The 14,287-nt window shown below is 71.8% G+C and carries 17 protein-coding genes; 10 read left to right on the forward strand and 7 right to left on the reverse strand.

All coding sequences use genetic code 11. The annotated features are described in order from the left end of the window. A partial coding sequence (locus VQ03_RS34705; RefSeq protein ID WP_048452527.1) for a thermonuclease family protein occupies window positions 1–657 on the forward strand: 657 nt, incomplete at its 5' end. Window positions 658–775: 118 nt separating this feature from the next. Here the strand turns inward: VQ03_RS34705 and VQ03_RS19320 are convergent. Continuing rightward, entirely contained in the window at window positions 776–3,412 is a 2,637-nt protein-coding gene (locus VQ03_RS19320; RefSeq protein WP_425350080.1) for a phosphoenolpyruvate carboxylase, read from the reverse strand. 548 nt (window positions 3,413–3,960) lie between these two features. On the opposite strand from VQ03_RS19320, the gene VQ03_RS19325 reads away from it, so the two are divergent. The 4 genes from VQ03_RS19325 (at window position 3,961) to VQ03_RS19340 (ending at window position 5,721) form a co-directional block, all read left to right on the forward strand. Continuing rightward, entirely contained in the window at window positions 3,961–4,173 is a 213-nt protein-coding gene (locus tag VQ03_RS19325) for a hypothetical protein (RefSeq protein WP_048452528.1), read from the forward strand. Window positions 4,174–4,288: 115 nt separating this feature from the next. Next, window positions 4,289–4,657, forward strand: a complete 369-nt coding sequence (locus tag VQ03_RS31105; protein WP_157064172.1) for a hypothetical protein — start codon at window positions 4,289–4,291, stop codon at window positions 4,655–4,657. Beyond that, window positions 4,654–5,373, forward strand: a complete 720-nt coding sequence (locus VQ03_RS19335; RefSeq protein WP_048452529.1) for a hypothetical protein — start codon at window positions 4,654–4,656, stop codon at window positions 5,371–5,373. Before VQ03_RS31105 ends, VQ03_RS19335 begins: the two co-directional genes overlap by 4 nt. Window positions 5,374–5,460: 87 nt before the next feature. After that, the gene (locus VQ03_RS19340) at window positions 5,461–5,721 is read left to right on the forward strand and encodes a hypothetical protein (RefSeq protein ID WP_048452530.1); all 261 of its coding nucleotides are present in this window, start codon (window positions 5,461–5,463) and stop codon (window positions 5,719–5,721) included. Window positions 5,722–5,855: 134 nt separating this feature from the next. Here VQ03_RS19340 and VQ03_RS19345 read toward each other — a convergent pair whose 3' ends face one another. Next, on the reverse strand, window positions 5,856–6,131 hold the full coding sequence (locus tag VQ03_RS19345; RefSeq protein ID WP_048452531.1) for a hypothetical protein: 276 nt from the start codon (window positions 6,129–6,131) through the stop codon (window positions 5,856–5,858). A gap of 642 nt (window positions 6,132–6,773) precedes the next feature. Here VQ03_RS19345 and VQ03_RS19355 point away from each other — a divergent pair. The 4 genes from VQ03_RS19355 to VQ03_RS19370 all read left to right on the forward strand — a co-directional run bounded on the left by VQ03_RS19355 (window position 6,774) and on the right by VQ03_RS19370 (window position 9,730). Beyond that, window positions 6,774–7,517, forward strand: a complete 744-nt coding sequence (locus VQ03_RS19355; RefSeq protein ID WP_048452533.1) for a Crp/Fnr family transcriptional regulator — start codon at window positions 6,774–6,776, stop codon at window positions 7,515–7,517. Continuing rightward, complete coding sequence (locus VQ03_RS19360) at window positions 7,507–8,493, forward strand: PAS domain-containing protein (RefSeq protein ID WP_053078662.1); 987 nt, start codon at window positions 7,507–7,509, stop codon at window positions 8,491–8,493. Before VQ03_RS19355 ends, VQ03_RS19360 begins: the two co-directional genes overlap by 11 nt. A 203-nt stretch (window positions 8,494–8,696) precedes the next feature. Further along, window positions 8,697–9,413 (forward strand): AzlC family ABC transporter permease, encoded by a 717-nt coding sequence (locus VQ03_RS19365; RefSeq protein ID WP_048452534.1) that lies wholly within the window; start codon window positions 8,697–8,699, stop codon window positions 9,411–9,413. Further along, the gene (locus VQ03_RS19370; RefSeq protein ID WP_053078663.1) at window positions 9,410–9,730 is read left to right on the forward strand and encodes an AzlD family protein; all 321 of its coding nucleotides are present in this window, start codon (window positions 9,410–9,412) and stop codon (window positions 9,728–9,730) included. The genes VQ03_RS19365 and VQ03_RS19370 overlap by 4 nt, the downstream gene beginning before the upstream one ends. A gap of 4 nt (window positions 9,731–9,734) precedes the next feature. On the opposite strand, the gene VQ03_RS19375 is transcribed toward VQ03_RS19370, so the two are convergent. The 4 genes from VQ03_RS19375 to VQ03_RS19390 all read right to left on the reverse strand — a co-directional run bounded on the left by VQ03_RS19375 (window position 9,735) and on the right by VQ03_RS19390 (window position 12,720). Next, a complete protein-coding gene (locus VQ03_RS19375) occupies window positions 9,735–10,157 on the reverse strand; it encodes an arsenate-mycothiol transferase ArsC (protein WP_048452535.1) in 423 nt (140 codons plus the stop codon). A gap of 148 nt (window positions 10,158–10,305) precedes the next feature. Continuing rightward, complete coding sequence (locus tag VQ03_RS19380) at window positions 10,306–10,794, reverse strand: UPF0262 family protein (RefSeq protein ID WP_048452536.1); 489 nt, start codon at window positions 10,792–10,794, stop codon at window positions 10,306–10,308. Window positions 10,795–10,888: 94 nt separating this feature from the next. After that, window positions 10,889–12,178 carry a histidinol dehydrogenase gene (gene hisD / locus VQ03_RS19385; protein WP_048452537.1) on the reverse strand — a complete coding sequence of 430 codons (1,290 nt, stop codon included), beginning with the start codon at window positions 12,176–12,178 and terminating at the stop codon, window positions 10,889–10,891. Window positions 12,179–12,270: 92 nt separating this feature from the next. After that, complete coding sequence (locus tag VQ03_RS19390; protein WP_048452559.1) at window positions 12,271–12,720, reverse strand: DUF2948 family protein; 450 nt, start codon at window positions 12,718–12,720, stop codon at window positions 12,271–12,273. Between the two features lie 266 nt (window positions 12,721–12,986). Between VQ03_RS19390 and VQ03_RS19395 the strand changes: the two genes are divergently transcribed. Further along, window positions 12,987–13,301 carry a hypothetical protein gene (locus VQ03_RS19395; protein WP_245292139.1) on the forward strand — a complete coding sequence of 105 codons (315 nt, stop codon included), beginning with the start codon at window positions 12,987–12,989 and terminating at the stop codon, window positions 13,299–13,301. 53 nt (window positions 13,302–13,354) lie between these two features. Here VQ03_RS19395 and VQ03_RS19400 read toward each other — a convergent pair whose 3' ends face one another. Next, window positions 13,355–14,206: a LysR family transcriptional regulator gene (locus VQ03_RS19400; protein ID WP_048452539.1), complete on the reverse strand. Its 852-nt coding sequence runs from the start codon at window positions 14,204–14,206 to the stop codon at window positions 13,355–13,357. Between the last annotated feature and the right edge of the window lie 81 nt (window positions 14,207–14,287).

Below are 14,287 nucleotides of genomic sequence, written 5' to 3' on the forward strand. Positions count from 1 at the left end.
CTGAAGCCCGGCCTCGCCCGGCCCCGGCCCTTGCCCGGACGGAACACGGCCCGCCGCCCGCTCGTCGCGGTCCTCGGGTCGCTCGCCTTGCTCGGCATCGGCTACGCCGCCCTCCGCGGCGGCGAGCCCGCCCCCCGCGAGGCCGCGGTCGCGCAGGCGACCGGCCAGGGTGCGAGCCAGGGAAGCGCCGGCAAGCCCGCCGATGCGCGCACGGCCGAGGCGAATCCCACCGACAGGAAATCCGCCGAGGGAAAGCCCGCGTCGGGACCCGGCGAGACGAAGGCGCCCGAAGCGAAGCGCGAGCCGGTCGAGACCGGGGCGGTGGCGCCGGAGGCGGCCGGCCCGGTGGCCGGCGTCGCCGAGGTGCTCGACACCGCGACCCTGCGGCTCGGCGGCCGGACCCTGCGCCTCTACGGCGTCGAGACGGCCAAGGGCGCGCAGGCGAGCGATCTCTCCGGCTATCTCGGCGGCCGCCCGGTGAACTGCCAGCCGAGCCCCGCGAAGACCGCCTGGATCTGCACCGTCGACGGGCACGACCTCTCCGAGGTGGTGCTCTACAACGGCGGCGGCCGCGCCACCGCCGAGGCGACCCCGGATCTCGTCGAGGCCGAGCGCCACGCCCGCTCGGGCAAGCTCGGGATCTGGGGCAAGCCCTAGCCGAGCAAGCCGTCGCCGAGGGTGATCTCCCGGCGCGGAAACTCTCCCCGATCGAGCACGATCTCGAAGGCAGAAGAGACCGATGCCATGCAGGTCTCTTCTGCCTTCGCGTCTTTCTTCAGCCGAACGCCCCGACCTCGTGCTGGATCATGCCGCTGATCTCGCGCACGAGGCCGAACAGCCGGCGGATCGGCGCGAACAAGGTGCGGTGCTCGGCCTCGTAGGTTCCGACGCCGCGGGGCCCCGCCGGCTCGCCGAAATTGAGGCCCAAGGTCGGATCCGGCGTGACGGGAAAGATGTCGTCGAGGAGCTTCAGGCAGCTCTCGACGTCGAGGCGCAGGATGCGCTCGATCAGGGCCTCGCGGGTGATCCCGTTCTGCGGCCGGAAGCCCGGGATGTGCACCGCCAGGAACCAGATCCGGTGGATCAGCGCCAGGCGCAAAGCGTGCAGCAGGGCGAGCCGCGGCGTCATCCCGGGCAGGTCCGGCGCCACGGAATGCAGCATCAGGTGGTCCTGCGTCAGCCGGCCGAACAGGCGCCGCAGATGGGGTGCGAGGTTGAGCCGGTCGAGGGCGGCGGCGACCGCCACGATCTCCTCGCGCCGCCCGTCCCGGGTGGCGCGGCGCGCCCGCTCGAGCCAGACCGAGGGGTCGAGGGTGTCGATATAGGCGCGCAGCACGTCGAGGTCGCCGACGGCGGTCGCCTCCTGCACCAGCCGGAAGGCGCGGGCGAAGCGCTCGGAGCGCTCGCGCATCTCGACGAACAGGTCGGGCGCGCGGCCCGCCGCCCGCCCGACCCCGTGCAGGGAGTTCGCCAGGAAGCCGAGCTGCTGCAGGATCGCGTTGTTGGGGATCGCCCGCATCTGGCGCGGATGGGTGATGGCGACGGGGCCGCCGCCATCCGATTGCCGCGCCACCGGGCGCGAGCCGGTGCGGTCGATCAGGTTCGGCCCGAACGTGCCGAGCAACGCCGCGTAGCCCGGATCGTTGACCAGGGTCTCCATGTCCTGGCGCACGCCGGTGAAGAACTCGGTGGCGAAGTCGGCCTCCGCGTAGATCGGGTCGGGCGCCGGCTGGAGCCGGCTGTAGACGTGCTCGCCGATGCGCGCCACCGTCGCCTCGGCCAGGGTCTTCGTCCCGAACATCAGGTAGCCGTCGCTGCCCTGGAAGCTCGATTCGAGGCTGGTGCGGATCCCGGCCTCGCGGTTGCGGCGCCGGGCGTGATCGGGGGCGAGATAGGCCAGGCGGTCCGCGAGGCTCGTCGGGTGGGCGCCCCGGCCGATCGATTCGCCGTGGGTGTCGAAGATCACCAGCTCGATGTCGGTGAGGTCGTGCGCCGCCATCAACTCGGTGATGCGGAAGCGCAGGCGCTCGATCCAGAAGGTGGCGGCGAGCTGGCCGACATAGCGCCCCGAATCCGAGTAGCCGAACTGCACGACGAGACGCCCGGTGCGCTTGAGATAGGCGCGCCAATGGGGTGAGCGGAGCGCATCCTCGATCACGTGCACGCCCTGTTCGAGCGCGGACGCCGTCTCGAAGAGGGGCGTGATCTCGACCCGGTCGCCGATGCCGAAATGCTGGGCGAGCCACAGGGCGGCGAGCAGGGTGTAGCCGGTCTCGGTCTCGGCGATCAGGAAGCGGACCGGGTGGGTGCCGTCGATATGCTTGAGGATCTGGGCGATCGTCATCATCAGCCGGGCGGCCGAGGCCCGCTCGGCGGCGAGCGCGCCGAAATCCACCGGCACCGCCGCGACCGCGTCGAGGAGGGCGTTGATCGAGGCGAGGTGCGAGCGCCGCTGGGCCGGGTCGATCGGGTCGCCGTCCTGGTCGAGCTCGCGGCGCACCGCGTTGTGGACCTGGCTGGCGTTGAGCCGGAAATGCGGCAGGCCGTTCTGGAGGCCGTGCGCGGCGACGCCCGCCCGCAAGACGCAGAGCGCGAGCCGCGCCGCGTCGTCGGCGGCCTGCGCCACCGCCCGGTCGAGGAGGGCGAGGAGTGGGCCGGCCTCGGTCTGGGCCCGGTCGCGCTCGATGATGAGGGCGAGCGCGAAGCGATGCACCGCTTCGAGGCTCGGCTGCTCGCCGAGCTTCGGCGCCACCGCGAGCTGGCGCAGCACGGCCGCCCGCGCCTCCTCGGCGAGCCGGCGGGCGGGCTCGGCGGCGGGGTCGTCGGGCAGTTGCGCCAGCACCCGGTCGAACTGGGTGCGCTTCGACTCGAGCCGGTAGCGCAGGGTGTCCCACCAGCCGATATCGGTGCGCCCGTCGGTGTCGCAACCGACCCAGGAGGCGATCACGACGGGCTTCGGGACGAGCTCGCTCCAGTGATCGGGCCAGCGCTCGCGGGCGGCGAGCAGGATCGCCTCGTTCAGCCCGTCGAGGGCGGCACGGCCGTGCTGGACCGCGTGCCGGGCCTGGTCGAACTCGTCGTTGAGGGTGATCACCGGGTCGGCCCGGGCGGAGAGCGCCGCGGCGGCCTCGATCGGGGCATGGCGCGCTGCCGGGTCGGGCTCGGAGGCGGCCTCGGCCAGGAGCCGGGCCACCGCCTTCGGCATCCCGAAGGTCGGGTGGGCGGTGAAGACCGCGGCGAAGCGGGTGCGCTCGACCCGGGTGCGGGCGGTCTCGAAGCTCGTCTCCGGGTCGCCGAGGGCCGCCGCCGCCACGGCCTCGGTCGCGGCACGCGAATCCGCCTCCGCCCCGAGGCCGAGATAGGCCCGCAGCCGCGCCGCCCGGGCTTCCAGCGCCTGGGCCCGCAGGCGCACGAACAGGCCGTCCAGCTCGTCCTCGCCGATCTCGCCCCGGTCGAACAGGCGGCTGACCGCCAGCGCCACGGTGAGGACGGGGTTGCGGAACGGATCCTGGCTCGCCTGGTGGCGCGCCTCCTCGACCAGCCCGAGCAGGTCCGCCTCCAGGGTGGCGGCGGCGTGCGGGTCGGTCGCTCGGGTGTCGGAACCTCGGATCCCGGAACCTTGGATCCCGGAACCTGGGAGGGTGGAACCTTGGATGGTGGAACCTTGGAGCCTGTCCATCGGGTCGCTTCGTCCTGTCGCCGGATCACCGTCCGGATCGCGCGGCGCGCGGGCTCGCGCCTGGAGGCCGTGACGCAAGGAGCGTTCCGCAGCCCGGCCACGCTCTATCCCGGGTGCTGCCGGGTGGCGAGCCGTCCCGCCCCGGATTCCGGCGGCCGTCGCGGTCGGCGCGCCACGGCCCATGCCGAAATCCGCGTCCGGTGTCCCCCGGGCAATGGTTAAGATTTCGTCAACGCGCCATAGTGCCGGGCCCGGGGACTGATTCGCAGGAGCGCCACGCCATGATGCCGATCGGAGCCGCCCTGAATGCGGCCACAACCCTCGTCGGAGGCGCCCTGCCCGCCGGGCTGATCGGGCAACGCGCGCCGATGCGGAGGATGCACGAGGCCGAGGAGTCGCAGGAGACCGAGGAGTCGCAGGCGCCGCCGGCGGACGGCGCCCTTCTCGTCGCCATCGAGGCGGGCCTGCGCGAGGCGGGCTACCTGCCGGCCTGATCCGCCGGGACGGAGCCTGCTGCGATGGGCCCGGTGATCGCGTGCGGGGACGTCGCCGCGCGACCGGACACGCCGCCGGAAATGCTCTAAGGCTGGCGTCACGATGGAAATGATCGTGATTCTGGCTGCCGCGGCAGCCCTGGTGTTCGCCGGCCTGGTGCTCGTGTTCGGGCGCGCCCGCCGCCCGCCCCTGCGGCTCCCGCACGAGCAGGAGCTGGAGGACAGGGGCGACGAGCTGTTTCGCGACTTCGACCACGACCTCGCCGGCATGCTCGAGGAGGCGGCCCGCCAGCCGGCGGCGCAGCGTGCCGTTCCCGAGCGGCTGGAGGCGCCCGACGCGCCGAGGTTCCGGCCGCAGGGCCACATCACCATCGATCACGATCCGGCTGAGCCCGGCCTGCCGGACCGGGCGCCCGAGCCCGGCGCCCGCGAGGTCGACGATCGCCGATCAGATCCCACCAAGCGCGACGGAGAGTTCCGGTGAAGCGTGCCGCCGTGCAGGCCGTCCTTCTGGCTGCCCTTTCGGCCGTCCCGGCCCGTGCGGCCCCCGGCGAGGCGGCGCCCGCCTGCCCGGCGCCGCAGGCGGCCGAGTTCGCCGGCGGCAAGGGATTCCGTCTCTGGGTCACCCGGCAGGGGAGCATGACCTGGGCCAACCCGCTGCGGCCGCTCTCGCCCGAGACCGTGCAGGTTCTGCAGGTGGTGATCCGCAACAAGCTCGCGACCGCCTACGGCCCCGACCTGTCGGGCCTGCGGCGCGGTCCCTCGCCGGCCGCCCTGGAGGCGCAGAACGGCGCGGCGATCCAGTGGGCCGGCAATCCGGACTCCCTGCCGCCGACCTTGCGGATCCTGGCCGATGACGGCGGCCAGGTCCTGGCCGAGCTCAAGTTCCAGGCCTGTGGCGACCCCCCGAAGGTGGCGGAGCCGAAGGCGCCGAAACCCGTTCCCACCGCCCGCGCCACGCCCAAGGGCACCCCGAAGGCGGCCTCCAAGACCGACGCTTCCAAGACTGAGGCTTCCAAGACCGACGGGTCCAAGGCGGACGCGGCCCAGGCGGAGGCGACGGAGCCGGCCCCGCGCTCCGCGAAACCCAGGAACCAGCAGAAGCGCGACCAGCACAAGCGCGAGAGGGACGCGGCGCCCGACGGCGCGTCGGCCCGGACGCCGGGCGGCCTCGTGCTGCCGCAAGGTGCGATTCCCTGATCCTGTCCCGAACCACCGCGGCCGTTGCGGCGTTCGTCCGCTGGACGATGCGATCCCCTCAAGACCCGATCTCGGAGAAGCCTCGCGATGTACGATTCCTGGCTGCGCCTCGGCCTCGACACGGTTCGCCTGGGGTTCGAGGCGCAGACGGTCGTCGCCCTGCGGCTCGCCAAGCTCTCCCTCGGTGGGGAGGCGGCCCAGATCGAGGCGCAGCGCATGGTGACGGAGAAGCTGGAGGCCGCGGCGGAAGCCGCGATGACGCTCGCCACCGGAGGCACGGCCGAGCGGGTGGTGCGGGATTACCGCCGCAAGGTGCGGGCCAATGCCCGCCGGCTCAGCCGCGGCTGAGCGCGCGGCGCGCGAAACGTCCCGGTCACCGTCCTTGCTCGCCGTGGCGGTATCGGCGCGGCGGGAGCGGAACGATGCGACACCCGGATCGTGACCGGCGGAACGCCACCGGTCTGGGCGTCACCCGATGACCGTCACTTGCGGGCGGCCATCATGTCGTGGGTCAGCACCGTCAGCTTGCCGATCAGGCTGGTGATGTCGCCGTGGGTGCAGGACCATTGCGTGCCGATCGCCCCGCCATCGGAGGAGACCGAGACCACCGCGACGGAGCGCAGCTTGCCCTCGCGGGCGAGGCGCAGCTGCTCCTGCAGCACCTCGATCATCGAGGCGGTGTTCTCGTCGACGGGAGCCGCGGCCACGGCCTGCGGGAAGGCGACGACGCGGTTGGTTTCGGCTGCGGTTTCGATCATGGGACTCTACGAACGCTGGAAGGAATCGGGTGTGCGGGAGCACCGCGCGGCCGCGTCGCGGTCGTGCGAAGGTCCCGGTGAGGCTCCCGGACGGTCGAGCCGTCCCAGGAGATCGGCGAGATCCGCCGGAAGCGCCTCGGCCAGGCAGCCGTCGAACGCGGCGTGCAGGCCTTGCGCCAGGAACGCGTCCATACGTCCGGCGTCATGAGCCGCAGACCGCAGGGCCCTCGGCGGGATGGCGGGAGCCGGCCCGCCGGGTCGATCGTGCATCGCCCGTAACATCATCGCAGCCTCAGTTTCGGGAGCCGCCTCGCGGCCAAAACTGCCCATCCGGGCGCGGATCACAATCCCTGCTCTGTGGCTGAGCTTCCAATTCCAAACCCGATGTTGTGAGACCGCAACACTTCGAACGGCGCCCGGACGCTCGGTTCCAGTGCCGGCCGGCCCACCGTGCCGAGCCGCGCGGGCACGGCAGGGGCGCCGCATTCCCGACCTCGGGCGCTGCGCCGCCATCGTCGATCCGGATGAAAATAACAGTAATGCTTCAAAAGTGACACTATTACTGATTGTAATTAACTTTTGTTATGACAATTTTGAACAAAAATGTGCTAGTTGCACCACGCGGCGGTATGGCGGGGCGTTTTGGCTGAGTTTCTCATTCGCAAGCTCGAGCACTTCACGAGCTTGTCCACCGAGGACAAACACGCGCTCGATCAGGCGTCGCGGCAGCGCACGCGGCGCATTCGCTCACGGGACGATATTGTTCACGAGGGCGATCTACCTCAGGGTGTCAACCTGATCCTCGACGGCTGGGCCTGCCGGTACAAGACGCTCGAGGATGGGCGCCGCCAGATCATCGCCTACCTTCTGCCCGGCGACCTGTGCGACCACCACGTCTCGATCCTGCGCGAGATGGATCACTCGATCGGCACCGTGACCGCCGTGACCCTGGCCGAGATCCCCACCGAGACGATGCGCCAGCTCACGGCCGGCCAGGCCCGGCTGTCGCAGGCCCTGTGCTGGGAATCCCTGGTCGCGGCGGCGATCCAGCGCGAATGGACGGTGAATATCGGCCAGCGCACCGCCTTCGAGCGCCTCGGCCACCTGCTCTGCGAACTCTACGTGCGCCTGCGCGCCGTCGGCCTGACCCAAGGCAATACCTGCGAACTGCCCCTCACCCAGGCCGAGATTGCCGACACGATCGGACTGTCGGTGGTGCACGTGAACCGCACGCTGCAGGAGCTGCGCAGCGTCGGGCTGATTTCCCTGCGCGGCCGCGAGCTCACCATCCATCGGCTCGACGCGCTCCAGCGGGCGGTGCAGTTCAACCCGAACTACCTGCATCTGGGCCGCGAAGGACGGCACCTCGACTCGAATGAGGCATGATGCGGACAGGCGCGAGACCGACGCGGCGGGGGAGGGGGACGAACCCGATTTCCGCCGGCTGATCGAGAGCATCCCGCACCTGGTCTGGGAGGCGAATCCGCGAGGCGACTGGATCTGGGCGAGCCGTCAATGGACGGTCTTCACCGGGCAGAATTCCGGTCGCAGCCACGGCTACGGCTGGCTCGACGCCGTGCATCCGGAGGACCGCGAGCACACCTTGCAGGCTTGGCAGGCGGCCTCCCGCCGCGGCCACCTGGCGATCGAGCACCGCCTGTGCCGGCAGCCGGGGGAGGGAGCGGAGAGCGAGTCCTATCTCTGGTTCTCCACCCAGGCCGTGCCCCGGCGCGGCGGCGACGGCCGGCCGACGAGCTGGTTCGGCACCTCCACGGACATCCATGCCCTCTATCTGATGCGCGAGGCGCAGGCGCGCCTGCTGCACGAGCTGCAGCGCCAGGGCCGCAACAACCTCGCGGTCATCCGCGGCATCGTGCGCCGCATCGCCGATACCGGCCAGACGGCCGAGGACATCGTCGCCCATGTCGATGATCGCCTCGCCGCGATGGCCCGCATCCAGGCGGAGGTCTCGCGCGAGCCCCTCGCCGGGGTCGCCCTGGAGGTGCTGATCCGGGACGAGCTCTCCGCCCATGCCCTGCCCGAGCCGTGCGAGCTCGCCGGCCCGCCGGTGCGGCTGCCGGTCGAGGTGGCCGAGAAGCTCGGGCTCGCCCTGCACGAACTGGTGGTGAGCGCCGTGCTCGACGGCCACGAGCGGATCGGTGCCACCTGGACCGTGACGCCCGACCACCTCACCCTGGTCTGGCACGAGCGCGCACGGCCCGGCGCACCGAGGACCAGCGGCGAGACCCTGCGCGGCGAGATGCTGGAGCGGATGCTCGCCTACGACCTGCGTGCCACCACCGTCGTCACCGAGACCGGCCGCGAGCGCCGCGTCATCATCGTCCTGCCGTTGCCGGCGTGAGCCGCGAGCGTGGCTGTTTCACGTGGAAACGCCGGGTGATTCGTTGCGGTGAAGTTTCGTCAACCATGGAGCCCGCCGCCTCGGGCGCGCGTCCCGCAACCCTGGCCGGCACATCCGCCGATTGACGCTTCACCGCCCGGGAGGCCACAGACGACCATCCGTTCCGCCTCGTCCCAGGCTTCCGCCACCCAAGCTCTGCACCCATGTCCCACGCGTCCGCCGCGCCGTTCACCCGGGCCGGCATCCTCACGGGCATCCGGCTCAGCCTGCCGCTCTGGCCCAGCATCGCGGTGTTCGGCGCCGCCTTCGGGGCTGCCGCGGCCCAGAGAGGCGTCAGCCTGGCCGAGGCGGTGGGTGCCAGCGCCCTCGTCTATGCCGGCTCGGCCCAGATGGTGACCCTCGAGGTCTGGGGCCAGCCCTGGACGCTGAGCGCCCTTCTCGCCGCCATGACGGTGACCGGGCTCATCAACGCCCGCATGATCCTGATGGGCGCCACGATCCAGCCCTGGATGCGCGGCACGCCGCTCTGGCGCACGGCGCTGACGCTGTTCGTGCTCGTCGACGCGAGCTGGCTCATCGGCGTGCGCCACCGCTCGGAGGGCGGCCGCGACCTCGGCGTGCTGTTCGGCTCCGGCATCGGCCTGTGGCCGCTCTGGGTCGCCTCGACGGCCGCCGGCCACCTCGCCGGCGCCCTGGTGACCCAGCCCCGGGCCTACGCCCTCGACATGATCCTGCCGATCTTCTTCGCCGCCATGCTGGCGCCGCTCTGGCGCGGGGCACGGCCGGCCCTGCCCTGGATCGCCTCCGGCCTGGTGGCGCTCGTCGTGCAGCGGCTGGTGCCGGGCTACGCCTTCATCGCGGCGGGGGCGGCGGCCGGCCTCGTCACCGGCCTTCTCGTCGATGACGGGGCGGCGCGATGATCGATGCCGTTCTGGCTGGCCCCGCCGGTCCCTGGATCGCCATCCTGGCGCTCGCCCTCGTCACCTATCTCTGCCGCGCCTCCGGCGTGGTGCTGATGAGCCGGGTGCGGCTCACCCCGCGGGTCGAGCGGGGATTGCGCGCCCTGCCGGGTTCGATCGTGGTGGCGACGGCGCTGCCCACCGGCCTCTCCGCCGGCCTGCCGGGATTGCTCGGCCTCGTCACCGCCGCGGGCGTGATGGCGCTGACCCGGTTCGAGCTGGCGGCGGTGCTGGCCGGGATGGGAGTCGTGGCGGCCGGGCGTGCGATGGGCCTCTGAGGTTTCACCGCAACCGCTGCCGGATGCGAAACCCCAGCCCGTCGCGCACGTCGCGATAGGCGTCGAGGCGCTGCTCGCGGGATCCCTGCGACACCGTCGGATCCGGGGTCGGCCAGTACTCGACCTCGGCCGCCACCGTGCGGGTGAGCTCCAGGGCGGCATGGTGGGCCTCCGGCGAGAGCGAGACGATCAGGTCGAAGTTCAGGCCCTCCCACTCCTCCAGCTCCTCCAGGGTGCGGGGGCGGTGGCGGGAGGCGTCGATGCCGATCTCGTCGAGGGCCGAGACCATGAAGGGGTCGGTGGGCTCGCCGCTGCGCACGCCGGCGGACTGCACGTAAACCGACCTGCCGAAATAGTGCCGGGCCAGCGCCTCGGCGCAGGCCGAGCGCACGGCGTTGAAGTTGCAGACGAACAGCACCGACTGCACCCGTCTGCCCGGCTTCGCGGGATCCGGTTTGGCGGGATCCGGCTTCGCAAGATCCGAATTTGCAAGATCTGACTTTGCAAGATCCGGCTTGGACGAATCGGCCCCGGCGGGAGCGGCGCTGTCCGGAAGGGGGCTTCCGGACACCGGATCAGCCCTTCCAGTGCAGGGCGAAGATCAGGGTGAACAGCCGGCGGGCGGTATCGTGGTCGATCTCCACCTTGCCCTCCAGGCGCTGGAGCAGCAGCTCCGAGGCCTCGTTGTGGACCCCGCGCCGGCCCATGTCGATCGCCTCGATCTGGCTCGGCGAGGCGGTGCGGATCGCCTTGAAGTAGCTGTCGCAGATCATCTCGTAGTCGCGGATCACGCCGCGGAACGGCGTCAGCGAGAGGAGATGGGTCATCACCGGCTGGCCGTCGGCGGTCGAGATCGCGAAGGACAGCTTGTTCTCGACGAGGCCGAGCGCCAGCGCGTAGGGCCCGCCGTCATGGTTGGCCACGCGAAAGCTGTTCGACTCCAGGATGTCGTAGATCGCGATGGCGCGCTCGTGCTCCTGGTCGGGATTGCCGCGCCCGATCGAATCCTCGTCGAGCGTCACCGCCGCCAGGCGCTGTCGCGGATCGGGAGCCTCGCTCGCCATCGGATCTCCTCTCCGGCTCTTCGCGGGTTTTCTCAGGGCGTGCAGCAGAGGCGAGCGCGGCCGCGCGCGCAAGCCGGACGTTGGGTGATCCCGGTCAAAGGTTCAGGCGGATCGCCACCGAGCGGGCATGCCCGTCCAGCCCCTCCGAGCGGCCGAGCGCCACCGCGGCGGGCCCGAGCGCCCGCAGGGCTTCGGGCGTGCAGGAGAGGAGCGAGGTCCGCTTCATGAAGTCGAGCACGCCGAGGCCGGAGGAGAACCGGGCCGAGCGGGCGGTCGGCAGGACGTGGTTGGGACCGCCGACATAGTCGCCGATCGCCTCCGGCGTGTGGGCGCCGAGGAAGATCGCCCCGGCATTGCGCACCCGCGCCGCCAGATCGTCCGCATCCGCCGACTCGATCTCGAGGTGCTCCGGCGCCAGGCGATCGACCAGCGGGATCGCGTCGGACAGGCGCTCGACCCGGACGATGGCGCCGTAGTCGCGCCAGCTCGCGGTGGCGATCTCCCTGCGCGGCAGGGTCTTCAGCTGCCCCTCCACCGCCGCCGCGACCGCATCCGCCAGCGCGGCGCTGTCGGTGACCAGGATCGCCTGGGCGGCCGTGTCGTGCTCGGCCTGGGCGAGCAGGTCGGCCGCGACCCAGTCCGGGTTGGCGGAGGCATCGGCGAGGATCAGCACCTCGGACGGGCCGGCGATCATGTCGATGCCGACCTGGCCGAACACCCGGCGCTTGGCCGCCGCCACGTAGGCGTTGCCCGGCCCGACGATCTTGGCGACCGGGCGAATGGTCGCCGTGCCGTAGGCCAGCGCCGCCACCGCCTGGGCCCCGCCGACCCGGAAGACCTCGTCGACCCCAGCGAGCTTCGCGGCGGCCAGCACCAGCGGGTTGGTGACCCCGTCCGGCGTCGGCACCACCATGGCGATGCGCGGCACGCCCGCGACCTTCGCCGGCACCGCGTTCATCAGCACCGAGGAGGGATAGCTCGCGGTGCCCCCCGGCACGTAGAGGCCGACCGATTCGAGCGCGGTCCAGCGCCAGCCGAGGGTGACGCCGAGCGCGTCGGTCTCGCGGTGGTCGGCCGGAACCTGGGCGCGGTGGTAGGTCTCGATCCGCTCCTTCGCCAAGGCCAGGGCGTCGAGGGCTTCCGTGGAGCAGGAGGCCGTCGCGGCGTCGATCTCGTCGGGGGAGACCCGGATGGTCCCGGGGGTGAGGTCGAGCCGGTCGAAGCGCGTCGTGTAGTCGATCAGCGCCGCGTCGCCGCGATCGACCACGTCGCGGATGATGTCCCGCACCGCCGCGTCGACATCCTCCGCCACCTCGCGCTTGACCGAGAGCAGGCGGGCGAACTGTGCCTCGAAATCGGCATCGCGGGAATCGAGGCGCTGCATGTTGTGTCCGGTCTCGCGGTCGGCGGGGCCAAGGAGCGAACCAAAGGAGCGAACCAAAGGATCGAACCGAGGCCCGCCGACTGCCAAAAAATTCAGGCCGCGTCGAGGGGCATGTCGAGGGTGGCGTGGACCGGCTTGCTCTCGGCCTGCCAGACCGGGCCGAGATCCTTCATCGCCGCCTCGATGCATTCGAGCTCGAGCCGGATCGCGCCGCCCCCGGAAAACACCAGGGTCGCGATGCCGGAGGGCGCCTCGCCGGGCTCGAAGGTGATGGCGAGGAGTTCGAGCGGCGCGTCGGGCTCGTCGCGAGGGATGTTGCGGCAGCGCACGGCGAGCACCCGGTCGAAGTGCAGGCCGGTCAGCCGCCGCCGGGGCGGGGCGCCGTCGGGGCATTCCCAGTCGAAGCGCCGCGCCACCAGGGCGAAGCGGCGCTCCCGGGGCAGGTAGGCGAGGTCTCCGGTCCGCAGGACCGCATCCTGAAGGTGGGTCGAGATGACCGCGAGATCGTCGGCGTCGAGGGCAGCGAGCTTCAGGAGCTCCATCTCCGCGTCCTTCACTGTCGGCGTCCCTGTGCTTGGGGCCGGCCCGTCGAGCGGCGGGCCCGCGCTGTCGGAGTGATACCGAGGGTAGGTAGCGATGCCCCCCGCCGACGACAACCGTCGCCCCTGCGAAGTCCGGCGAGCGGAATTCGTCATCGTCGCGATTGTCGCAACGGCACCGAATCGCCTCAGCCGGCGTTCATGTCCGACCGCCTAGCGTGACCGGCGAGAAAAGGTCCGACAGAGCGTCCCCATCGGAGGAGAGATCCGTGAGAACCGTGATGACCGCCGCCCTGGCCGCGTTGACCCTCGGCCTCGGTGTCGCGCCGGCCTTCGCGCAATATGGCTACGGCTACGACGACGACCGTCCGCGCCGCCGTTACGAGGAGCGCTACGACTACGATCGTCCGCGCTACCGCGGCGAGTACGACCGCCCGCGCTACCGCGACTATGGCGGCGGCCGCATCGGCCGGATCTGCGTCACCGCCCGCGGCAGCTGCCCGACCCGGCCGGCCCCCCTCAACTCCTCCTGCGGCTGCGAGGTCCCGGGCTTCGGCTTCAAGCGCGGCGCCATCGGGTACTGAGCCCGGTCGTCCACACCGCGTCGAAGTTCCTGCGACAGTCCCTGGGCGCGGCCTCAATCCCAGATATCCGCGTTCAGGATCTCGTGCGCCAGCGCCCGGCTCGGCTCGCGGTGCAACCCCGGGCCGGACAGCACGAACTCGACATCGGCGAGGCGCGGCAGGTCGGGATGCGCCAGTTCCTGCAGCCCGTCCGGGATCAGGCTGCGGGGCTGCGCCATCAGGCCGACGCCGGCCAGGGCCGCGGCGCGCAGCCCGCTGAGGCTGCCGCAGGTGCAGGTGATGCGGAACGCCCGGCCTTCCTGCGTGAGCGCCGCGAGCGCGATCGCCCGGGTGATGCTGGGAGCCGGGAAGCTCGCGAGCGCCACCGGCTCGCCCCGCTCCGGCAGGGCGGCGGGGATCCCGACCCAGACCAGCCGGTCGCGCCGCACCAGCATCCCCTGCGTCTCGCCGACATGGCGCTTGCCGAGCACCAGGTCGAGCTCGCCCCGCGCCAGGGCCTCGTTGAGGAAGCTCGTCAGCGAGACGCTCAACTCGAGGTCGACCGAGGGATAGGCCTCGCGAAAATCGCGAAGTACCTCCGACAGCCGGCTCTGCACGAAATCTTCGGAGGCGCCGAAGCGCACCTTGCCGCGCACCGGGCCGCCGGCGAGCGCGCGTTCCAGCCGCTCATGCGCGTCGAGCACCGTGCGGGCGAAGCCCAAGACCGTCTCGCCCTCCGGGGTGAGGGCCACCGAATGGGTGTCCCGCGCCACCAGCCGGTGCCCGAGCTGCGCCTCCAGGCGCTGGACGTGCTGGCTCACCGTCGACTGGCCGAGGCCGAGCTGCTCGGCCGCCCGGCTGAAGCTGCGGCTGCGCACCACCGCCGCCAGGGTGCGCAGGAGCACGGGATCGATCAGGCGGGTCATGACGGCTCTCCGTGCGGCTCTCCGCATCCTGCATGAGCGGCCGGCAGGCTATCGCATTTCGCGATAACTGTAATCCTGGCA

Origin of the sequence: Methylobacterium tarhaniae (assembly GCF_001043955.1) — a bacterium.
Lineage (GTDB): Bacteria > Pseudomonadota > Alphaproteobacteria > Rhizobiales > Beijerinckiaceae > Methylobacterium > Methylobacterium tarhaniae.